Origin of the sequence: Iodobacter fluviatilis (genome assembly GCF_004194535.1) — a bacterium.
GTDB lineage: Bacteria > Pseudomonadota > Gammaproteobacteria > Burkholderiales > Chitinibacteraceae > Iodobacter > Iodobacter fluviatilis_A.
Genome location: NZ_CP025781.1, coordinates 676,611 through 699,858 on the forward strand (window position 1 = coordinate 676,611; position 23,248 = coordinate 699,858).

Consider the following 23,248-nt stretch of genomic DNA (forward strand, 5'->3'; position numbering starts at 1 on the left):
CGATATCCATCATCAGTGCGTTGATGGGTATCGCCGCAAAACCTCGGCCCCACCCATCCTACATCTCTACATTATTACTGGCAGCTCTCGCACTCTGGGTTATCAATCGAGCAGAATTTCATATCCGTTGCAGGTAATTCTGCGTCGATTGCGGCCATGGCGGGCGCGGAGCTGATCGAGTTAGCACCCGCGGCGGAGGTTTGGGTATATCCCCCATCGATCGCTACTGCATTCAACTCACCACCGCTACCGGTGGATTTTTCTGCTGCTGTGGCGGCCATGGTGCGTAGGTAATAAGTGGTTTTCAGGCCACGCAACCATGCAAATTTGTACAGCTCGTCTAATTTTTTGCCTGATGCGCCAGCAAGGTAGAGATTGAGCGATTGGCCTTGGTCGATCCACTTTTGGCGGCGCGATGCGCATTCAACCAGCCAGTTTGGATCCACTTCAAACGCCGTGGCGTACAAATCACGCAGGTCTTGCGGAATGCGCTCTACTTTAGACACCGAACCGTCAAAGAATTTCAGGTCTGAGATCATCACTTCATCCCACAGACCACGTTCTTTTAGATCACGCACTAGATATTCATTCACCACGGTGAACTCACCCGACAGGTTCGATTTTACGAACAAGTTTTGGTACGTTGGCTCGATACACGCCGATACGCCGATGATGTTGGCAATAGTGGCTGTTGGCGCAATCGCCAAGCAGTTTGAATTGCGCATGCCGTGAGTGCGAACGCGTTCGCGCAGCTGTGTCCAATCCAAGCGTGAGCTGGTATCCATTTCTAAATAGCCACCGCGCTCTTCTGCCAGCAATTTAATTGAATCTTGTGGCAATACACCGCGATCCCACAGGCTGCCTTTGTAGCTAGGGTAAGTGCCGCGCTCTTGTGCCAGCTCGGTGGATGCCCAGTAAGCGTGGTAAGCCACGGTTTCCATCGATAGATCGGCAAACTCAACCGCTGCATCCGAGCCGTAAGGCAGGCGCAACATATGTAAGCAATCTTGGAAGCCCATAATGCCCATACCTACCGGACGATGCTTCAAGTTGGATTCACGCGCTTTACGCACTGGGTAGAAGTTAATGTCGATCACGTTATCCAGCATGCGCATCGCGGTAGTAATGGTGCGTGCCAGTTTATTGGTATCGAGTTCGCCATTCTTGATGTGGTTCACCAAGTTGACCGAGCCCAAATTACATACCGCAATTTCGTTCTCGTTGGTGTTCAGGGTGATTTCTGTACATAGATTCGAGCTATGCACCACGCCTACGTGTTGCTGCGGGCTACGAATATTGCAAGGATCTTTAAAGGTAATCCAAGGATGGCCTGTTTCAAACAGCATAGAAAGCATCTTGCGCCATAAGCCCAGCGCAGGGATCTTCTTGGCGATTTTCATTTCGCCACGGGCCGCTTTTGCTTCGTAAGCTACATAAGCTTTTTCAAAATCTTTACCAAACTTGTCGTGCAGATCAGGCGCTTCGGATGGGCTAAATAATGTCCACTCGCCGCCCTGCATCACACGCTTCATAAATAAATCAGGAATCCAGTTAGCGGTATTCATATCGTGCGTGCGGCGACGATCGTCACCGGTGTTCTTACGCATTTCGAGGAATTCTTCGATATCTGCGTGCCAAGTTTCAAGGTAAGCGCACACCGCGCCCTTGCGTTTGCCGCCTTGGTTTACCGCTACGGCGGTGTCGTTCACCACTTTCAGGAAAGGCACAATCCCTTGCGACTTGCCGTTGGTGCCCTTGATATGGCTACCGAGTGAGCGCACCGGCGTCCAATCGTTACCCAAACCACCGGCGTATTTAGACAAGAGCGCGTTTTCTTTCAGCGCTTCGTAAATACCTTCCAAATCATCAGAAACAGTGGTGAGGTAGCAGCTAGATAACTGGCTGCGACGGCTACCGGCGTTAAATAAGGTAGGCGTCGAACTCATAAAGTCAAAGCTAGACAAGACGTTGTAGAACTCGATCGCACGCTCTTCGCGGTTGATTTCATTCATAGCCAAGCCCATCGCTACGCGCATAAAGAAGCTTTGTGGCAGCTCGATGCGGCTGTCTTCGATATGCAGGAAATAGCGGTCATACAGGGTTTGCAGGCCAAGATAGCCAAATTGGTAATCACGGTTATGATCCAGCGCTGCGCCTAATTTTGCTAAATCATATTGAGCCAGATTTTCGTCCAGCAGCTCCGCATCAATACCGCGCTTAATAAACTGTGGGAAGTAGCTAATGTAACGATCAGCCATTTCTTCGTGGCTCACCTCTTTGCCCAATACTTCTGAGCGCAGATTATTTAGCAAAAGACGAGCGGTAACAAAGCTATACGCAGGGTCTTTCTCAATCAGCTGACGCGACGACATAATCAAAGCGCGGCGAACTTCTTCTGCCGGTACGCCGTCGTACACGTTTTTTAAAGTTTCAGCCAAGATGGCGGCTTGATCGGTGGTGCTTTCCAAGCCCTTGCAGCAAGAGGCGATCAGCGCTTTTAACTGCGCCAAATCTAGCGGACGGCTGCTGCCATCGGCGTAAATCACATTAATGGCGTGGTGATGCTCAGGCTCAAAGCGTGCATGACGCTCTTTGCTGCGCTCTTCGCGATACAAGACATAGGCGCGGGCCACATCGTGCTCACCAGCACGCATCAGCGCTAGCTCTACTTGATCTTGGATATCTTCAATATGAATCGCGCCGCCTTCTGGCTTACGACGCATCAGCGCCGATACAACGGATTCAGTCAGCAAGATGGCTTTTTGACGTACAGCGGCACTAGACGCGGCATCGCTACCAAGCACAGCGATAAAGGTTTTGGTCACTGCTACGGTGATTTTGTTCGGTGCAAATGGCACCACCGATCCATCACGGCGAATGGTTTTGTAATCGGCATAGCTGCTGTGATTTTGAGCAGTATTAACGCTATCGGTCATAGGGCTCTCATTAATGTAGTGGGCAGGCAAGGCGGCTGCGTCTTGCTGTGGATAATTCTGTGGATTTCTTGTGGAGAAACACTATATGTAGTGTCCATCAAGAAGAGTTAACACAAATACTAGTGTCTTTAGCCAAGTTAAGCAAGCAGACGACAAAGGAGGAAATGTACAGCTGGACGGTGCAAAAAGGCAGTTCCAGTAAAGCCGTGCATTTGTGGCAGCTTAACCGCGTTTGTTAAACAATACCTGCCGATAAATAAGCCTGATTCCACGGTTGTGCACAGATTAAAAACAACACATTGCCGCAGCAAGCTCAACGCACAGATCCCTAACCAGCCGATTGCCTAATAAACAATCATCCGGTGTTTTTAAGCCGCACTAAATTGTACAAAATTCAGCCCACCTAACTCATTTTTTCTACTGTAGGCCTTGCCTTTTTCTAGGGCGATTTTTTCTAATACGGTTTTTATTCCATTTGCATATATAAGAATATGCTTACGTATTATACGTTACTTAAATGCTCGTTTGATTCCCATAGAATAAGCGAATTCTCAGGCCTGCAGCATCCCGCTCTAAGCCAGCTCTCGTTTTATTTTTAGGACTCTCTTTCATCGTGCCCTCTTCTTTTAAACGTAAAAAATCAAACACTGCTTTTCAAAACATTCAATTTTTCAGCAAAAAAACAATCAGCCTCAGTGTGCTGCTCGCCGTTAGCGCGTGTGGCGGAGGAGGAGGCTCTTCTGAGCCAGGCTCCACCAGCACGGTTGCCACCACAGCCTCTACGCCTGTAGTCAGCATCCTGCCACCTGCAACAGCCTTTACCATTGAAAACATCAGCCCGTTAGAAGCCAGCGAGAACGAGAAACTAACCGTAACGGGCCAAGGGTTTATCGGCATCAAACAGGTGATGCTAGGCGGCGTGGCACTAAGTTTTAAGCTTATTTCAGACCAGCAAATAGAAGTCATGCTTAATGACGCGGCTCAATCAGGCGAGCTGGAGCTGCACAAAGACAACAGCAGCGTACAAGCACGGCAAAGGGTCATGATTGCTGAGCCACGCGTGTTTGAGCTATCTGGCACAGAATTCAACACGGGTGAAACGCTGATTTTGCGCGGTAGCCAGCTCAATCAGCTCAAAAACGTGCGCTTAGGTGGGGTCATGCTGCCGACTGTTAGTCAGTCGGCCACTGAACTTTATGTCAATATTCCTGATACGGCCCGTTCAGGCTATCTGACCTTAGAGGATAAACGAGGCCGGCAGCGAACCTTGGCCCAAATAATGCAAATCTGGCGGCCCGTGGCCCAGCCTGAGCTGCGCCCTGCCTTTGGCTTTGCTGGGCAAACCATCAGCATCACTGGCCAAGGCATTGATCAAGTTGAGCAGCTTTTATTTAGCCCTAACCAACGTGCCAATATCAAAAGCCGCTCAGAAAACCGTCTTGAAGTAGAAATACCTGAAAAAGCCCTCAGCGGCCCGCTGACCTTTGCTTGGGGTAAAAACACACTAAATAGCCAAACACGCTTTGAAATTGCCACACAAATCAGCGCGACGGGCATGTCCCCACTTAGCGGGCCTGCCAATACACTGGTTACGATTAGCGGCCGCGGGCTGGATGCGGTTAGCAGCGCCAGTATTGGCGGAATCAATGCGCAGCTAGTTAACAAAACAAGTAGCAGTATTACCCTGCTAACGCCTGCCAACGGCGAAGGCGAGGTGATTTTAAAAGGCAGTATGCAGCAGCTGGTTTCCGCCGGAAACTTTAGATTAGTCAGGCCCGTTGCACCGCCCGTTGCTCCTCCAGTCACGCCACCTGGCATAACACCGACGGCTCCACCTGTAGTTCCACCCGTTACTCCACCAGCCACGCCTAAAGCCACGATTGAGCTAGAAAGCATCGCTTTGGTACAAAATTACTCACAGCTTGCTGGCGCACAATATCAGCGCTTGGTGCAAGGCAAGCCTGCCATCGTACGGGCAAATATCTCCAGCAGAAGCAGTAAACTCGCCAGCCCACGGGTCTGGCTAAGCGCCACGATCAATGGCGTGCCGCAAGGCCAAGCCATCGCCATGACTGGGCCTGCCACCGTACCGGCCTATGTATCACAAGCTAAGCTTGAGCAAAGTTTTAATGCCCGCCTGCCGGAGCAATGGATTAAGCCGGGCCTAAGCCTGCGGATTGAGGCAGACCCAGAGCTACAAGTCAGCAGCGGCGCCAGTAGAACCATCACCCCTGTAGTAGGCAAACCAAGCAATATGGATTTGGTGATTGTGCCACTGCAACTCGATGACGATGGCCGCGGTGCAGCTATCCGAGCACAAGCGCCTACTACTGACGCTGTGCGTCAAATGCTTAGCCGGGTTTTCCCGCTGGCCGACAGTACGATCAACGTCACCATCCGTGGCGCTTATCAAGTGAGCTCTATCCAGTCAACACAGAGCATGAAATACATTGATAAAACCCGCACTGGATCGGCAGGCTGGGATAGCGTACTGACCGAGTTAGAACAATTACGGGTTCGAGAAGGCAATGCCCGTCATTACTACGGCCTAGTGCCAGACCCAAATTTTAGTGGCGGCACCGCTGGGCTGGGCTATGTGAATGCAAAAAATACATCCTACTCCGCCCACTCCGCCATTGGCCTTGATGCTCGTCACGACGACGACCTCAGCACCATGGGGCACGAGCTGGGCCATAATCTGAGCCGAAATCACGCACCATGCGGCGGAGTAAGCACATATGACCCTAACTTCCCCTACGCGGGCGGCAAAATCGGCGATACGCTACCTTATGATCCACGGACCAATACCCTGCTGACACTAGATCAAGATAATGACGGTGATCTAATGGGCTATTGTGGCGGGCGCTGGTTCTCTGATTACACCTACAGCAAAATTCAGGACTATCTAGAACAGCGTAATTATGCCCAACCTATGCTTGCGGGTTTCTCTATGCCTATGAGCCTGATAGATATTTCTGGGCGTATTTCGGCTGGCGGCGCAAGCATTAATCCGGTTTCAATGCGTAGCGGTACGGCCCCTGAAGCCTCCAAAGGTGAGTATGAATTGCATATTGTTTCTACCAGCGGCAATACCACTATCCAACCCTTTAATCCAGTAGAAGTAGCGGATATACCTCAAGCCGAGCAGCATTTCTTTGTAAGCATCCCTAAAGTTGATTCAATTATTGCAATTGAAGTCTGGCATAAGGGCAAGCAGCTAGGCAGCAACAAGCTGCAAAGCAGTGCGGTAAAGGGAGTGGGAGTAGGCACGGCCAATGGTGCGCAGTTGCAATGGCAAGAAAGCGCTGGAAAACTGCAAATCAGATGGAATGCGGGGCAATACCCACACCTCAGCGTGCTGCACATCGGCAAAACACGCCAAGTACTGGCTAACCAAGCACGGGGCGGTCTTCTTACGGTTGATACACAATCGCTACCTGCGGGCGGTCAGTTTGAAATATCGCTCTCTGACGGGCTAAACCCACGGCTGATGTATATCAAACGCTAGTCATAGGGCAATCCAGCACACAGGCGCTCTACTTATACAGAGTGCCTGTGGTGACTGACTTAAGTGCTGCAGGTGCTTTAATCCAGCAAATCTATATGACATAAAAAAAGCGAGCCTAGGCTCGCTTTTTCTTCAATCAAACCACCATCATCTTAGTGATCGTGGCCGTGCTCGCCGTGTACATGGCCGTGTTCAAGTTCTTCTTCACTTGCTTCACGAACCGCAGCAACGGTACCTACAAAACGAATAACCATACCTGCGAAAGGATGGTTAGCATCGACTACAACGCGGTTACCTTCGATTTCGGTAACGCGGAACAACAATACTTCGCCCGTTTCAGGATCGTCGGCTTCAAACATCATGCCGGCTTCAACTTCCATCGGGAATGAAGATTTTTCTTCTTCGCGCACTAAATCTGCATCGTGTTCACCGAAAGCGTCTTCTGCTTCCATAGTCACATCAATGCTGTCGCCAACGTTTTTGCCTTCGAGTGCTTCTTCAACCAAAGGCAGAACATTATCGTAACCGCCGTGCAGATACTCGATCGGCTCTTCGGTTTTGTCGATTTGCTTGCCAGTGGCATCAAACATTTCATAATTTAAAGTTACAACGGTATTTTTTGCAATTTGCATGGGTTCACCCTAGCTGTTTCACGAGTTTAAGAATTTCCGCCGCATGGCCCTTAGGGACAACGTGATAAAACGCATGGCGGATCACGCCGTCCTTATCGATTACAAACGTGGAACGGTCTATGCCGTATCTTACCACGCCATGAGCCTCCCACTCATGTAGAGCGTGATAGAGCCTGCTTACTTCGCCATCTGTATCAGCTAATAAATCAAATTCTATGCCCTGCTCGTCTTGAAATTGCTCGTGTGACAAGCAATCATCCATGCTAACGCCTAGGATAACTGTGTCATATTGCCGAAATACAGCAGTGCGATCACTAAACTCTACCGCCTCGATAATGCCACCTGGCGTGTGATCTTTATTAAAGAAATACAGCACCACATGATGCAGTCCACGTAAAGCTGCTAATTGAACATCATCCATCTGCGCGTCAGACAAGATAAAATCGGGCGCTATATCTCCAACGTTCAGCATGTGTTCTCCATGCGATAATTGTTGTAATCCATTCTGTTATAGAGCAAAACCATGCAACTTTTAGGCGGACTCAGTCCAGAAGAATTTTTAAAAGAATACTGGCAAAAAAAACCACTACTCATTCGTAACGCTTGGGATAACTTCCCAGAGCTTATAGATTACGCCCGCTTAAGCGCGCTTGCGCAACGCGATGATGTGGAATCCAGAATCATTGAATACAAAAACCAGTGCTGGAAAGCCGAATCCGGCCCATTTCACCCAGCCCGCTTAGCGCGCCTACCCGAAACGGATTGGACTATCTTAGTTGGCAATGTAAATCACCTTGTGCCACACATTGCTGAGCTACTTTATCAGTTTAATTTTCTTCCTTACACCAGATTAGATGACCTGATGATTTCTTACGCACCGCCTGGCGGAAGTGTTGGCCCACACTATGATTCTTACGATGTTTTTTTATTGCAAGTTAGTGGAAAGAAACGCTGGCAAATCTCTAGTGACGACGCAAGTGGCTTTATTGAAGATGCGCCGATTCGGGTACTAAAAGACTTTAACCCTGAGCAAGAGTGGATCTTAGAGCATGGCGATATGTTGTACCTCCCCCCTATGTACGCCCATCATGGTGTAGCTATAGAACCAGGAATGACGTATTCCATCGGCTTTAGAGCACCTAAAACACAAGAAATTGCCGGAAAATTCTTAGAGTTTTTGCAAGATGAGCTATGCCTAGATGGAATGTATAGCGATCCTGATCGTCAGCCTACGGCCAAGCCAGCAGAAATAGATAACGAGTTTGTGGCCAAAATGGGCGAGATGCTTAAAAACATTACTTGGAACGATGACACCGTACGCCGCTTTGTTGGCAGCTATTTCACCGAGCCTAAGCCACACGTGTTTTACGATCAGCCCGATGATCCAATAAATATCGAAGACTTTGCCAGCGCCATTAGCAGCGGCGGGATTGCGATCGATGCCAAGGCTTTGATGCTGTACGAATCTGATCGCGTGTATGCCAATGGTGAAGCCCTAGAATTTGAACCAGAAGCGCTACCTTTTTTACGTCAACTGGCCGACCAGCGCAAATTACCCGCCGCCGATTACCCAGAGAGCCTGATTACTATTCTTTATGAATGCTACGAATATGGCTACCTGCAGCTTTCCTGAAGCACGCTCATTTGACCGCTACAGCGATTATCGCCTCGCTGTAGCGCAAATAATTGCTGCAGCGCAGCACGAATTACTGCTGTGCGAGCAGGATTTTGCACATGCTGATCTAGGTAGCAGGGCCATTTATGATGCTTTATGGGCATTTTTTACCGCCAATCCCGCTGGAAAATTGCGTTTAATTGCATTTAATCCCAATTATTTAAGCCAACATTGTCAGTATTTTTTACAATTGACAAATAAATTTAATCATTTAATTAAACTCCAATTAGCGCATGAGTCTTGTCACAATTGGTACCAAGGGTTTATTTTGGCAGATCAAACCCACGCAATACGCCGCCATCATTTTGCTTGGCCACGCGGTGAAATCACTAACAATGCCGCTGATGTTGCGATACTACAACAACAATTTAATGCCATTTGGGAACAATCCAGCCCATGTAGTGAATGGCAGCGCCTTTATCTATAGGGATTTAACATCTTGTTACATGGTGTTGCAGAATTGTTGCCTAATTAACGGCATTCATAAGGGGTTGGACTGTTCTTTCAAATAAAACGTGATATTATTTGGGCCGTCGGTCGTCACTGAATGATTGCAGTTTTTCAGCATCGATCCACGGTCGATTGCACCAATTTATTTCGTTTGTCCCATTCGTCTCTGTCAAAGGTAAGTTCATAATGAAAAAGTCCCTGCTAGTTGCTGCTCTGATCGCTGTTGCTCTGTCCGCTTGCGGCAAGACTGATGCTCCTGTTGAAGCAGCTTCTGCTGTTGTTGAAGCAGCATCTGCTGTTGTTGTTGAAGCAGCATCTGCTGTTGTTGAAGCAGCTCCAGTTGCTTCAGAAGCAGCTCCAGTTGCTTCAGAAGCAGCTGCTGCTAAGTAATTCGCAGGCAGTATTGCTTTAAAAAAAAGCCGACCGCAAGGTCGGCTTTTTATTTGCTAAAAACTAAATAAGCGGCATATTAATTCAGCAGTCTTATGTGCCTCAATTTAAAAATATTGAATAAAATCAATAGCCAAGAGAATATTGTGATTCTTTTATTACCATGTAATAAACTATTTTTTCTTACTTGTGCAATCTAAATTATCCCGTGCGAATTAACATTCCTTGCCAGCCAATGTCAATTGCACCTAAAGGCATAATTTAACAATTAATAACACGCAAAATATCACGGCGCAAGACACCCACCGCTCCATACCCAAGCCAATAAACTAACCGCAATGCTCGGCCTAAAAATACCCACAGTTGACTTAGTACGCCAAGGAGATAGGCCTTCAGGCAATTGTGAATCAAACGCCAAGACCCTATGCCTAGATGATAAAATAAGCCATATTTGAGCGGATAGCAGATCCAAACAGCCATCTGCTCGCTTTTTCCGCCACCATAAAACGTTTATATACAGCGAATGACCACTGCTTCTATGTAAAGCACCAGCGAAACACTCAATCCCCCCGCTACTGGTAACAACGCATCAAAAAGGAAGCCTAATGACTGAAGCACACATTAATGTTGACCCTTCCGAGATCGCCAAATTCTCTGCGCTTGCACATAAGTGGTGGGATGTCGAAAGCGAATTCAAACCACTACATGAAATCAACCCTCTACGTATCGACTTTATGCAAAAGCATGTCGATCTTGCCGGCAAAAAAATCCTCGACGTGGGTTGTGGCGGCGGCATCTTGGCCGAAGGGCTAGCACGCCAAGGGGCAAGTGTGACAGGTATTGATTTAGCTGAAAAATCACTCAAAGTTGCCAAGCTACATTTATTTGAATCAAAACTTGAAGTGGACTACCGCTGTATTCCCGTCGAACAGCTCGCCACAGAAGAGCCAGAAAGCTACGACATCATCACCTGCATGGAAATGCTGGAACATGTGCCCAGCCCTGCAAGCGTAGTTGCGGCTTGCGCACGCCTTGTTAAACCAGGCGGCTGGGTGTTTTTTTCTACCCTAAACCGCAATGCCAAAAGCTATATGCTGGCCGTGGTTGGCGCAGAATACGTACTAGGCATGCTGCCACGTGGCACGCACGATTATGCTAAATTTATTAAGCCATCTGAGCTTGCCCGCATGACACGCAATGCAAAGATCGAAACCGTATCGCTCAGCGGCCTAAGCTATAACCCAATCACCAAAATATATAAGCTCAATGATGATGCGACAGTTAACTACCTGTTCGCTACAAGGAAAGCGCCTTAAATCAATAAATCTACCTAAAATTTCACAAGGAAAACACGATGATAACCGCAGTCCTGTTCGATCTTGACGGCACGCTTGCTGATACTGCGCCAGACTTAGGCGCAGCGCTCAACCGCCTGCTGGCCGAAGAAGGCCGTAAATCACAGCCTTATTCCGCCATCCGCCCACTAGCATCCCATGGCGCACGGGGCCTGATCGAACTAGGCTTTGGCATCATTCCGCAAGACGCCAAATTCACCGCCCTGCGCGAACGCTTCCTTGCACTGTACGAAGCCAGCCTATGCGAAGAAACGGCACTATTTGAAGGCATAGCCCCCCTTATCGAGAAAATTACCGCCCGTGGCCTGCAATGGGGCATCGTCACCAATAAACCTGCCCGCTACACCGATCCACTGATTGCCCAACTCCCCTTCCCTAGTCGGCCTGGCGTAGTAGTTTCGGGGGATACCGTCGGCGTACCCAAGCCAGATGCCAAACCCATGTATTTTGCTGCAGCCCAACTTGGCGTGGAACCAGCCCACTGCATCTATGTGGGAGATGCTGAGCGTGATATCGAAGCCGGCCGCAAAGTAGGCATGCGCACCGTGCTGGCCGATTATGGCTATATCAGCAGCAGCGACAAACCCCATGAATGGGGCGCAGACCACCGCATCGCCCACCCACTAGAGCTGCTTGCCCACCTACCCAACTAAAGCATGATATAGATGGAAAAATAAATCGCAGTCGGCAAACATCGCTAAGCCCTTGTTAATAATCAACAAGACAGCGACCCACTTGCGTAAAACCAGCGAAAAAACCAGGGCCAAGTCAGCAATACCAAGGCCCTTGCTTGTACAACAACAGCCTTACGCGTATAATCAGAGATCTTCATTGGGGCCGCCATGGTTTCGACGGGGGTTGCAAAGTGGATGAGGGCATACCGGGGTCTCAGATTCCCGTAAAACACTGAATTGATATAGTCGCAAACGACAAACAATACCTTCAAGTAGCTTAATAGCGCTTGACTCTGCACTACAGGGCCCATCGGGTAGGTCGCCTAAAAACGATACGCAGAGTCATTAAGATGGGATCGCTTTTGCTCGGGTTACTTGGGCAGAGGCTAAATCTAAGGTAACTCGTTCTCTCCAAGCTTGTCTGTCGGCGTGGTCGGGAATTAAAACCAAATGACATGACTAAGTATGTAGAACTCACTATAGAGTGCTTCCGGACGCGGGTTCGACTCCCGCCGGCTCCACCAGTATAAAGCAATAAAATCAGCCACTTAGAGAAATCTAAGTGGCTTTTTTTATGTCTAAAAAGGCCCTTTTAGGCCCAACAATAGCAACATTAATAGCAACATTCCTTACAGAAAATCCACTGTCCTACAAAAAAACCTCGCATGCAAGCGAGGTTTTTTATCATCAAAAGGACAAGCAGGAAACTCCCCCGCCATCCTCCTTGCGCCCATGCGTGAGGGGTTTAAATCTAGCCAACATAATCAGACACTTAGAATTAAGTCATATTGAAAGGCATCACCACAAATCGCAACAGATGGTCACCCTGCCCCGCAAAAATCCCGCAAAATAAATAATTAAATAAGAAATTAATTACATACATCTTCACTTTACCTTCATTATTTCTTACTAAAACACACTAAAAAACTTTTAAAACCTGACCAAACAACAAAGAAAATGTAGGCATCCCAGCTCAATCGGGTGTAGTATCTCAGCATAATATGCTTCAGACCACGCCCTGCAAGGTCTTTACTTGCTGTAATGCGTCTTAATGAAGCCCTTTAAGGTTAAAAAAACCTATAGGGTCAGATCTTACATTTGACATATAGCAATTAATTTAACCGACCTTGCAAAACACTATGAATTTTATCTAATGCAAAATATAAAACCTGACCGCATTCTTTTTCATTCGCTTCGCTCACTAGGACGAGCTAAAGCCCGCCCCTTAACCAAACGTTGGGCGACAAAATGAGCGCTGGTGACCATTTCGACTTTGTTCCAAAGCCAATCGATGCTGCCGGTATTCGATTACTGCTATCACCTTTTCCAAGAAATCGCTGAGGTTCTCTTCGACGCTATTTCTGAAGGCACATTCGATTACACGACGTGCAAGAACGCAGGACTCTAATGGCAAACTGCTACAGTTGATTAGTTTCTATTGGTTGTAAATAAATTAAAATTAAAAAAGACAACAACTGCCCTCTCTACTTATTTTTACGTCAAAATAATGCGTTATTTATTTAAATATTTATTAAAAAACTTCAGGAACGTAATTTAATGAAAATTTTATTTATCACTACTGCTCATAATAGTTTAAGCCAACGCCTTTATGTTGAGCTCACTCAAAAAAAACATCATATTAATGTTCTCATCGCTGTAGATGAAGAGGCTATGTGTAATGCGGTTGAAAAGTTTAAACCTGAATTAATTATTTGCCCTATGTTGAAAAGTGCAATTCCAAAGCAAATTTGGATGCAACATGTTTGCCTTATTGTGCATCCTGGAATTGTGGGAGATAGAGGTGCTTCATCATTAGATTGGGCAATTATGGAGGATTGTGAAAATTGGGGTGTGACAATACTTCAAGCGGCAGAAGAAATGGATGCTGGTGATATTTGGGCTTATAAATCTTTTAAAATGAGAAATGCTTCAAAAAGCGCACTATATCGTTTAGAAGTAACCGAAGCAGCGGTTGTGGCTGTCTTAGAGGCAGTAACAAACTTTGAAAGCAAAAGCTTTATTCCTACACCTCTGAATTATGATAATTACTCTGTAAGAGGGACACTCCGCCCATCTATGAAACAGAGTGATCGAAAAATTGATTGGAATGAATCAACAGAATTTATTTCAAGAAAAATTCGTGCAGCAGATAGTTTTCCTGGTGTGATTGATACTATTTATGATGAAGAATATTTTTTGTATGGCGTTTATGAGGAAGATTTTTTAAAAGGAATTCCTGGAACAATCATTGGCCAAAGGGAAGGAGCAATTTGTATTGCAACGGGTAATGGAGCAGTTTAGATAACCCATTTAAAAAAACGCACCATAAAAGATAAAAAATTCATTAAGCTTCCATCATCAATGGTTCTTGGTGATAACGTTAAAAATATTCCTGAAATTTCTATTGAGTTTGATTATCCTTTAGATGGCAAATCTTACCGAGACATTTGGTATGAAGAAAGCAATCAGGTAGGGTATTTGTATTTTGATTTTTATAATGGAGCAATGAGTACGCATCAATGCAATCGTTTACTTAAATTATTTAAGGAAACAAAAGAAAAAAACACTAAAGTTATTGTTTTAATGGGGGGCGAGTTTTGGTCTAATGGCATTAATTTAAATACTATAGAAGCTTCAAATAATGCAGCTAAAGAGTCATGGGATAATATAAATGCAATGAATGATTTAATACTTGAAATCTTGACAACAGAGTCACATTTGATTATTTCTGCAATGCAAGGTAATAGTGGTGCTGGTGGCGTTATTTTAGGATTAGCTGCAGATATTGTTTATGCACGAACAGGCGTTATAATGAATCCACATTATAAAAGCATGGGTAATTTATATGGCTCAGAATATTGGACATATTTGCTCCCAAAAAGAGTGGGATTTGTTAAAGCAACGGAACTAACAGAACAATGTTTACCTATTGGTTCAAATGATGCTCAGGTAATTGGTTTGCTTGATGGCGCTTTTGGAAACTCCTTAGATTCTTTTAAGAATGAAGTAAAAAAACGTGCTGAAATGTTCATTTATAATCACGAGCTGTCTTTTATTCTTGCAGAAAAATCACTTAGTTTTAATGAAGAAAAGAGTCAAAATAATTTAAAAAAACATCGTGCCGAAGAATTAAGAAAAATGTGGGAAAATTTTTATGGGGAAGATTCTCGTTATCATGAAGCTAGAAATAAGTTTGTATATAAAATTGCTTCTGTTGCATAGATAAATGAAGCTACCGCCATGACAGATGTAGTAGCCAATCATGGTGGCCAGAATTGCCCATCACTCATTAAACAAGAGATCCGCTTATGAAGAAAATCGCTTCTCTCCATTTTGCAACGCTGGCTGCAGCATTTTCATGCTTCTCAATCTCCAGTTATGCCGACTCAAACTCCGCTTGTTACGATCGGCTCACTCAGCCGTCACTAGCCATTGTCGATAGTCATCTACATTTTCGCCCGTTTGGTGGAGCTCCGATTCCGCACAAAGATCTGGCCCTCATGCTGAAAAACGCAGGCATTCGCTATGCCAATGTTTTCGGTATTGGCCAAACGCTGCCCTATGATTCTTCGTGCACCTATTATCTTAACTGCCCAGGCACACCGGTCATTCCAAGTTTGAAAAATGACATTATCAATGCACAGAACGTAACTGAACTACCCGTTCAAGAACCTAAATTGACGTTGTCTATGTCATTTGCAGATCTTTCCAAACCAGAAACAGTAAAAGCTGGCATGTCTGAGCTAGACCAAGAATTCCCAGGTTTATTTAAATGGATGGGAGAGTTAAATCTTGTAAAACAAGCATTGTTTGCTAATGGACATCAGCCAGTTACGCTAGCAGAAATCCGCAACTGGAAACCATTTATGGATACTCTACGCGAGCGAAATATGCCGATAGGCTTGCATGGAGACCTCGGCAACAATGAAAACCCAACTAAATATTTGGATTTAATTACCGAAGTTGTTAATCAGTACCCAAATAATAAAGTAATCTGGCTTCACATGGGGTTATCAAAGGAACTGACCAATATAGATCCCGACACGCATATTAAAATTCTATCAAATTTACTGGATAAATACCCAAACATGATGATAGATCTTTCATGGCGTGTTATTGCTGATAATTATTTTTTCAAACCTGAAATACGAGCCAAATACGTTCCTTTCATAAATAAATATTCTACGCGAATTCTACCAGGAACAGATTTTGTCGCGTCTAATGATAAAACGTTCGACTCATATTTAGGAGAATTAATGGCGACAAGTTATATTTATCGATTTGTCGATAACAATGCATTCCGTAATATTGCCCTAGGTCAGAACTATTTCGATATGTTGGGTCTCCCTGACAAGGCTCCCAATATTTGTGATAATCAAGTCAAAGTACAATAGCACTATTGAATAGGTTAGTGCTTTATCAACAGACTTGCTTCTATTCAAAAAAATAACTGTGATCAGAGTAAAGTTAAATCCGCTTTCTTTGGCTCTAAGAGCATTAAGCATAGTAGGATTTAATTTTGTTCTGACTCCAGTTAATTCCCATTACTCCCGTTACCCCCATTACCCCCAGAAATCACGGATACCATCATGACTTTGTCAGCGGAAGACGAGCACAGGCTCGAGCAGTTTTGGCAATTCTGCCGAACCCATCAGTATTTCAATGTCGGTTATCCCGAGGCTGCCGATTTTGATTATTCGGCGTTGCATCGCTTTTTATATTTTTCTATCAATAACTGCGGTGATTGGGCAGTGCCCGGAAACTATGTGCTCAATAGTTTTGAATTCGAGCGAGAGGTCATGCATTTTTTCGCCGAATTATTTTCCATCCCTGCACCACACAGTTGGGGATATGTGACCAATGGCGGCACCGAAGGCAATATGTTTGGTTGCTACCTAGCGCGAGAATTATTTCCGGAGGGCACCCTCTATTATTCGCAAGAGACGCACTACTCGGTGATGAAAATCATCAAATTGCTACGCATCAAGGCGAAAAAGATTGCAACGCAACCCAATGGGGAGCTGGATTATGACCAGCTGGCGACACAGATTTTGTGCGACGGCGAACGGCATCCCATCATCTTCGCCAACATCGGTACCACCCTGAAGGGAGCGATCGACAACATAGCCCTCATCAAGCAACGATTGTCGGCCATCGGCATTGCCCGCCAAGATTACTACCTGCACGCGGATGCGGCTCTGAGCGGCATGATCCTGCCATTCGTGGACAATGCGCCGGCATTTTCGTTTGCCGATGACATCGACTCCATCAGTGTTTCGGGTCACAAGATGATTGGCTCGCCGATACCCTGCGGTATCGTGCTCGCCAAGCGTCATCTGGTAGATCGGATTGCGGTAGAGGTGGACTATATCTCGGCCAGCGATCAGACCATCAGCGGGTCGCGCAACGGCTTCACGCCTCTGGTTATGTGGGCGGCCATCAAGGGGCGGACGCTGGCCCAGTGGCGCGAGCGGACAAGGCGCTGCCTGGCCATAGCCCAGCAGGTGGTGGAGCGGCTGAATCACCAGGGGGTGCCTGCCTGGCGGCATCCGCACTCCATTACCGTGGTCTTCCCGCGTCCCTCGGAACGTACCTGGAAGACCCATTGCCTGGCGACCTCGGGCGAGCATTCCCACCTCATCATCCTGCCTCATCATCACAGCCTTCATCAGCTGAATGCGGTGATCCGCGACATAGTGCGGGATCTCGGCCCGGCGGCCGCATGCAACGCCAGCCAGCCCCCTATGCTAGCCTGCTCCGCTTAAAAAAGAAAAAGCCATTGTCTCCAATGTAAGCACTCAGCCGTACCACAGCAATTTTTCGATTAACTCTGGCATGCTGCGCTTTTTATCTTTGGAGCTGTAGCATGGGTATTCATCGATCTGATCGATGCTTGGAAGCGCTGCAAATTTGGAAAATAACTAGAAAAATAACTGAGTAGGAGTAACTAGGGTCAGAGTAAAGTTAAATCCGCTTTCTTTGGCTCTAAGAGCATTAAGCATAGTAGGATTTAATTTCCTGATTATGTCTCTTGCTCAGGTACCCTTGATTTGATAATCCGTATGACATAAATTCAGACGGTCTAAGCGGTTTTGAATTAGGGAGCTCTTAGTCCACACATGCTGCATACCTTACTCAAGCCAGACCACGCCCGTATGGGCGCTTGCCTGAGCGAGAGACATAATCAGGAAGAAAAATGTGAGAAAATTTTTATGGGGAAGATTCTCGTTATCATGAAACTAGAAATACGTTTGTATATAAAATTGCTTCTGTTGCATAGATAAATAGATAACTGCAAATGGTATGGTTACTTTTTAAACCCTAACGCCTTGCAAAACAACTGGTTTTATTTAATCTGGCGACGCTCTCGATTCTAACGTATATAAGTTATATCTTTGCTCATATTTATCTTCAATACTTAAAAACAATATTGATTTGTCTTTGTATATAAAATGGATAGGGCTTGATTTAATCTTGTTGTCCATTTTTAGTAGGTCTAAGTACCGGCTCTTATATAGAGTCTGATTTATTTTCGGTTTTTCTAATGCATGAGATGTACTTTCAAAGGTACAGTAATACAAGCTGCAATTGAAGAGGCGGCCTGTGAAGCTAAATGCCGCATTCGATTTCAAACTCAAATCATTCAAAACAAGTGTTTGCTGGATCTCGCCACTTCGATTGATTGTTACTTGTGTTTTCACTTCAGCATCTGGTTCTATTGCAGATAGTCTATACCTTTCTCCTCGGTATATACCGGTTGAAATAGGTATGTCAACGTCAATTAATTCTACGGAGGTGTAGAAAATTATAGAAGATATAAATAGTAAAATATGTGCTTTTAGTGTCATTTTTAAATGCCCATTTTACTGTTTATGATTGATGCTATTCTGTCAGTGCTATCACTGTAGTCGAATAAAAAACTAGCTGATCTTTTACTATTATGATCAAAAACGGAAATAGTGCTATCTGCAATAAAAAAAGTGCATTTACATTTTACGAGCTCAAGATCAATGAGTATTTTATTCTTCGAACCTATGTAGTAAACAATGTTGCCATTTTTTAATGATATTTTATTTAGCTCTTTTGATGTGAAGGCATCTTTTTTGAATGCAACAATATTAGCAATTTGCACTCCACCTAGCCAGAAGAAAAATAGGCTTAATATAAATAATATTATTTTTAAGTAACGGTGGTTGATTGACTTTACTTTCGCCATTATTTTTTTTAACTTAGACACAGCGCCTTCAACCGATGATTCCTTTATTGCCTCTGGTTCAAGCTCCACATTGATATTTTGTTCGGACGAACATGTCATAAATAAGGATGTTCGAATTCGATAACCCACTCTTGGTACTGTGATGATAACATCTGTATCAGGATGAAACTCTTGAATAATACTTCTAAGCGTAGATATACTCTTTGTGAGAGAAGTATCCGTTACTTCTACATCGCTCCATGCATGATCCATAATGAATTTTTTAGATGCAACTTCGCCATTCATTTTTAATAATGCTGCAAGTACTAAAGCATCTCTCGCCCCAATTTTCTTCTCAATACCATTGATCGTTATAGAGCTCGTAAATGGGTCGAAATTTATTTTTTCCGTCATTGTGTTTTCTGCTTGGCATGTATAATTTAATTATTAACTTTGTATTATATAAAAATTTACTTGACTATTTTCATCTAACTATTGAGCGATGCTTAACTTTTTTTACTATAATTAATTTTTTGAAAGTGTAGCTGTAAAGCTTGAAAATTCAAATTTTCCTATTTGATCATGATTCTAAATTTTTTCAATGATTTAACTAATTTCTGTTTTAATAGTACTGAATATTTCACAGAAATAAGGTTAAAATTTTGTAATGTTAAGGTAAGTTATTTTTAAGGACATACCAAATAAAAAAACTATCAATCTTCTAATTTTGTAGGTTAAAAACCTACATGCTTATATTTTCGCTACTATTGCCATTTATACCTCCCTGCATCTTTATGCCGCATAAAATATTACAGCACACAAAACAATCTGTTACTTTGCAGTAATAAACTGACTTTACATAAGGTAATGCGCGCCGCGACGTCCATAGTGTATGGTTGTTAAGATTTTTATGGCTGATAGCTTAATTTCCAATTACCTCTTCCACGCCAGTATGGCGCAACTACAAAATTCAACATCAAGTACAAACTACATAAGAAAAAATCAAGATCATGCACGAAATCCAAAGCTCAGTGTAGGTGATCTAAAAGTAATTGTTACTTGAAATTTATAGTGCGGACGCGTAGTCCATATATTTTCACAACAATTCATAATCGCAAGCTACAGGCGAAGGGCATATTGCTGTTGGGCTCTTGGTTAGTACTATTTCCCAAGATCTCTTTTTAGCCATGTTTTGTGAGCTTGCCTTGGCAACTCTCCCACTAACTAATGACTGATTTATATCGCAGTTTGGTTGCATATATTCTTAATATTTCACTGTTTTTCTGTATATGTAACTGGACGGTATAGGTTGCGTTTTGGTATTTTATTTATCCTGATTATTGTCTCTTGCTCCGGAACTCTTGATTTAGCGACCTCTACGGCACGACTAACTTCAGACGATTTAATTGGTTTTGACGTGGAGCGCCCTTATTCCACATACATGTACCTTACTCAAGCCGGATCATGCGCGTGCGAAAGCATGGCTGAACAAGAGACACAATCAGGCAAGGAAATGCGAATCTATGCGAAAACTCTAATGTGCTCTTATTTGCAATCTGTTCTCTAAGTCGGGTGTGGTGACAAGACGGCAGTTAATAAGGCTAATTTTAGTCCAGCAATCGGGGAGTACTTGGAGAAGAATGCGAGCTTTGCCTTTCAACAACTAAATGGCCTGTTAATGTAACTGCTATGCATTACTTCTAGATAAATCAAAAATAATGACGCTAGGCATGGCTGCGCTTCAATCTGTCGGATTAGTTAGTAGTAAGGACATAGAGGCGCGTGGTGTTAGTTTCTATCGCAAACCAATCGATATCAATCAAATTGTTAAGCACTACACCATGACCGAGGCAGCCAAGGTATATGCGCTTCCAATGAAAACTAAAGGATTCGGGGGTGGGGTAAATGCACGTACTGACCTTTGTTGGGGAAAAAGGGCTCTAGAGGCTATTGTGAAGTGGGAGAGGCCAATGATATTGGGCAATTATCAAGAAGCTATTGTATATTTTCATCACAAGATTGAAGACATTGCTAACTAGGCGCGGAGTGATGGTATACAAATAGCATTCCCTCTTGTTAGAAAGGAAATCGAAGAATAATGCATGGATTTTAAAGTATTTCATTATTTTTCACGCTATTTCACTTCATCAATTTGAGTTCTTTTGGGATGATACTGAAATTCTGAAATATTTTTTTTAGGTTACTTTAAAGTGAAATTTACTAGATTCCTTTTTAACTGGGTGCTTGTACTGCTTCTTGTCGCTTGTAGCGATGGCGGTGGCTTTAATAATGGTGTAGGTATGAAGCCCACTAGTTTAAGTTATGAGCGCGCTCACGATGTGCTCGTCGTGGGTGTTGCAAGTGTTGTGAATAAGCCTGAAGTAACAGGTGGCTATGTTGAGGTGTTTTCGGTGGATCCTGACCTGCCTGCAGGTCTGCATATTAATCTGACTAGCGGAGAAATTAGCGGAACGCCTTTGGTTCAATCCCCACTCGCCGATTATGTTGTAACCGCATCAAATGCACAGGGTAGCGCATCAACCACGCTAAAACTGGAAGTAAAAAATGGTTCTCAACCTCCTATTGCAGATTTAAGTTTGGCGTATAGCAATATGCATCCTGAGTACATTGTTGGCCAAGTCATTCCATCAAATGTGCCACTTACAAGTGCTTCATTTAATCAGTACGAGGTTGCGCCTGCGCTACCTCATGGACTTGTGATAGATCCAGCTACAGGTGTAATTAGTGGCCAGCCCACTGAGCTGATTGCTGAGGGTGCTTATACAATTACTGCACGAAATGCTCAAGGCTCATCGACTGCTGTATTGCTGATTTCAGTATCGGCGCAAACTGTGGCTCCTTCTGGTTTTTTGTATCCCATCGTTAATGTTGCTTTGAAGCAAGGTCAAGTGGTGCCTGCTGGATTAATGCTTCCGTCTTATACGGGAACGGTAGCGAATTCATTTTCGCTGGCTTCATCTGTGAATCTCCCTGCTGGTTTGTCTTTAAATCCTAATACTGGGGAAATTTCAGGAACTCCAAGTTCTTTGTCAATTTCTCGAATTTACACGATACAAGCCACCAATTCGGCTGGATCGGCAAAAGCATTTTTAAGAATTTCAGTATCGGCGCAAACTGTGGCTCCTTCTGGTTTTTTGTATCCCATCGCAAATATTGCTTTGAAACAAGATCAAACAGTACCTGCTGGGCAAATGCTTCCGTCATACAATGGTTCTGTAGCGGATTCATTTACACTGGCATCTTCAGCGCCCCTTCCAGCTGGTTTGTCGTTAAATCCAAATACAGGCGAAATTTCAGGAACTCCAAGTAATCTGTCCATTTCTCGAATTTATACAGTACAAGCCACGAATTCGGCCGGATCAGCAAAAGCCTTTTTAAGAATCATGGTAACTAAAGATGAGATTTTACCTTCATCGTTTGAATATCCAGACGGAAGAAGTTTTCAAGTTGGCGAGAAAATCGAACTAGCACCGGCGCTATTGGGTGGTACAGCATTAACTGGTTTTACGCTTACTTCAGGCTCATTGCCGATAGGCGTTACTTTGAACGCAAAGACGGGAATGATGACTGGTTTAGCCGATGCAACTGCTGCCGGATCCTATACAATTCAGGTTAAGGGTAGAAATGCTGCGGGTACATTGAATTCGAATTTATTTACATTTTCAATTCAGGCCGATTTACCAGAAATGCCTACTGACTTGTCATATAGCAATCACATCATCGGCTTGCCTACAGGTTTAGCTGATGGATTAATATATGGTTTTGAAGTATCTAGTTTTCCTCCAAGAATCACATATCCCCCTATAGAGCCAAAATATAAAGGCGCTAAACTGGTTAGATTTGAAATTTCATCTTCATTACCTCCGGGAATGAAATTCAATAAATCCACTGGAGTGATTTCAGGTCATCCATACTTTAAACTGATGTTTGGTGAGGCATTTGTAATTACAGGTTTTGATGATTTTGGGCGTAATACTTCGGTTAACGTATTTATTGAGACTAAATATCGAGCCGTTTTTAATGCAGCGCCCGTTCAAGTCAACGCTCTGGGTTCGTTGGTTGATGTTGCGCCAACCATGTATACGTGGGTTGCAGCAGATATAAGAACAGAACCTGCAGAGAATTTGTGTAGAGACTTGGGGTATCGACTCATTAATGGAGCTGAGGCCTTGGCATTAGCTAACCTACAGCCTTTACAGACAGCTGAATGGCCTTGGAACCCATATGGAACTTCTTACAAAACTAGAGAACGTGATAGTCGCGGACATTCTTATTTCGTAGACCTAGTCGCTTCAACTTTGAGCATTAGAAGTCAAGGAGGCGATTATGATTTTCCACGTCCTGCTGCGTGCGCCACCGAGTTAGTTTATGAGTAAGTAAAATAACTGGGGTCAGAGTAAAGCTAAATCCGC

Annotated in this window: 16 protein-coding genes and 1 other RNA gene; 13 read left to right on the forward strand and 4 right to left on the reverse strand. The window is 44.5% G+C overall.

The window, feature by feature from the left end; translation table 11 throughout:
- Positions 1-74: 74 nt before the first annotated feature.
- Complete coding sequence (locus C1H71_RS02875; protein WP_130105225.1) at positions 75-2,936, reverse strand: ribonucleoside-diphosphate reductase subunit alpha; 2,862 nt, start codon at positions 2,934-2,936, stop codon at positions 75-77.
- Between the two features lie 697 nt (positions 2,937-3,633).
- Here C1H71_RS02875 and C1H71_RS02880 point away from each other — a divergent pair.
- On the forward strand, positions 3,634-6,444 hold the full coding sequence (locus C1H71_RS02880) for an IPT/TIG domain-containing protein (RefSeq protein ID WP_130105226.1): 2,811 nt from the start codon (positions 3,634-3,636) through the stop codon (positions 6,442-6,444).
- Between the two features lie 152 nt (positions 6,445-6,596).
- On the opposite strand, the gene C1H71_RS02885 is transcribed toward C1H71_RS02880, so the two are convergent.
- Together C1H71_RS02885 and C1H71_RS02890 are read right to left on the reverse strand one after the other, a co-directional pair.
- Entirely contained in the window at positions 6,597-7,076 is a 480-nt protein-coding gene (locus C1H71_RS02885; protein WP_130105227.1) for an FKBP-type peptidyl-prolyl cis-trans isomerase, read from the reverse strand.
- Between the two features lie 4 nt (positions 7,077-7,080).
- Positions 7,081-7,548, reverse strand: coding sequence for a peroxiredoxin (locus tag C1H71_RS02890; protein WP_130105228.1), 468 nt, complete (start codon positions 7,546-7,548; stop codon positions 7,081-7,083).
- Between the two features lie 51 nt (positions 7,549-7,599).
- On the opposite strand from C1H71_RS02890, the gene C1H71_RS02895 reads away from it, so the two are divergent.
- The 10 genes from C1H71_RS02895 to C1H71_RS02935 all read left to right on the forward strand — a co-directional run bounded on the left by C1H71_RS02895 (position 7,600) and on the right by C1H71_RS02935 (position 17,385).
- The gene (locus C1H71_RS02895; RefSeq protein ID WP_130105229.1) at positions 7,600-8,709 is read left to right on the forward strand and encodes a cupin domain-containing protein; all 1,110 of its coding nucleotides are present in this window, start codon (positions 7,600-7,602) and stop codon (positions 8,707-8,709) included.
- Complete coding sequence (locus C1H71_RS02900) at positions 8,687-9,178, forward strand: DUF7931 domain-containing protein (protein ID WP_130105230.1); 492 nt, start codon at positions 8,687-8,689, stop codon at positions 9,176-9,178. The genes C1H71_RS02895 and C1H71_RS02900 overlap by 23 nt, the downstream gene beginning before the upstream one ends.
- Before the next feature lie 209 nt (positions 9,179-9,387).
- Positions 9,388-9,591: a hypothetical protein gene (locus C1H71_RS02905; protein WP_130105231.1), complete on the forward strand. Its 204-nt coding sequence runs from the start codon at positions 9,388-9,390 to the stop codon at positions 9,589-9,591.
- Between the two features lie 605 nt (positions 9,592-10,196).
- Positions 10,197-10,907 (forward strand): bifunctional 2-polyprenyl-6-hydroxyphenol methylase/3-demethylubiquinol 3-O-methyltransferase UbiG, encoded by a 711-nt coding sequence (gene ubiG / locus C1H71_RS02910; RefSeq protein WP_130105232.1) that lies wholly within the window; start codon positions 10,197-10,199, stop codon positions 10,905-10,907.
- Positions 10,908-10,945: 38 nt separating this feature from the next.
- Positions 10,946-11,599 (forward strand): HAD family hydrolase, encoded by a 654-nt coding sequence (locus tag C1H71_RS02915; RefSeq protein ID WP_130105233.1) that lies wholly within the window; start codon positions 10,946-10,948, stop codon positions 11,597-11,599.
- 180 nt (positions 11,600-11,779) lie between these two features.
- Positions 11,780-12,144: a transfer-messenger RNA gene (gene ssrA, locus C1H71_RS02920) on the forward strand.
- A gap of 1,033 nt (positions 12,145-13,177) precedes the next feature.
- Positions 13,178-13,921, forward strand: a complete 744-nt coding sequence (locus tag C1H71_RS20895) for a formyltransferase family protein (RefSeq protein WP_223145970.1) — start codon at positions 13,178-13,180, stop codon at positions 13,919-13,921.
- Between the two features lie 60 nt (positions 13,922-13,981).
- Positions 13,982-14,842 carry an enoyl-CoA hydratase/isomerase family protein gene (locus tag C1H71_RS20900; RefSeq protein WP_223145971.1) on the forward strand — a complete coding sequence of 287 codons (861 nt, stop codon included), beginning with the start codon at positions 13,982-13,984 and terminating at the stop codon, positions 14,840-14,842.
- 86 nt (positions 14,843-14,928) lie between these two features.
- Positions 14,929-16,014, forward strand: a complete 1,086-nt coding sequence (locus C1H71_RS02930) for an amidohydrolase family protein (protein ID WP_130105234.1) — start codon at positions 14,929-14,931, stop codon at positions 16,012-16,014.
- 195 nt (positions 16,015-16,209) lie between these two features.
- The gene (locus C1H71_RS02935) at positions 16,210-17,385 is read left to right on the forward strand and encodes a histidine decarboxylase (protein ID WP_130105235.1); all 1,176 of its coding nucleotides are present in this window, start codon (positions 16,210-16,212) and stop codon (positions 17,383-17,385) included.
- A 1,085-nt stretch (positions 17,386-18,470) separates the two neighbouring features.
- Here the strand turns inward: C1H71_RS02935 and C1H71_RS02940 are convergent.
- Entirely contained in the window at positions 18,471-19,229 is a 759-nt protein-coding gene (locus C1H71_RS02940; protein ID WP_130105236.1) for a winged helix-turn-helix domain-containing protein, read from the reverse strand.
- Positions 19,230-20,545: 1,316 nt separating this feature from the next.
- Here C1H71_RS02940 and C1H71_RS02945 point away from each other — a divergent pair.
- Both C1H71_RS02945 and C1H71_RS02950 read left to right on the forward strand, forming a co-directional pair.
- Positions 20,546-20,854 carry a hypothetical protein gene (locus C1H71_RS02945; protein ID WP_130105237.1) on the forward strand — a complete coding sequence of 103 codons (309 nt, stop codon included), beginning with the start codon at positions 20,546-20,548 and terminating at the stop codon, positions 20,852-20,854.
- Between the two features lie 171 nt (positions 20,855-21,025).
- On the forward strand, positions 21,026-23,212 hold the full coding sequence (locus C1H71_RS02950) for an Ig domain-containing protein (RefSeq protein ID WP_130105238.1): 2,187 nt from the start codon (positions 21,026-21,028) through the stop codon (positions 23,210-23,212).
- Positions 23,213-23,248: the final 36 nt, after the last annotated feature.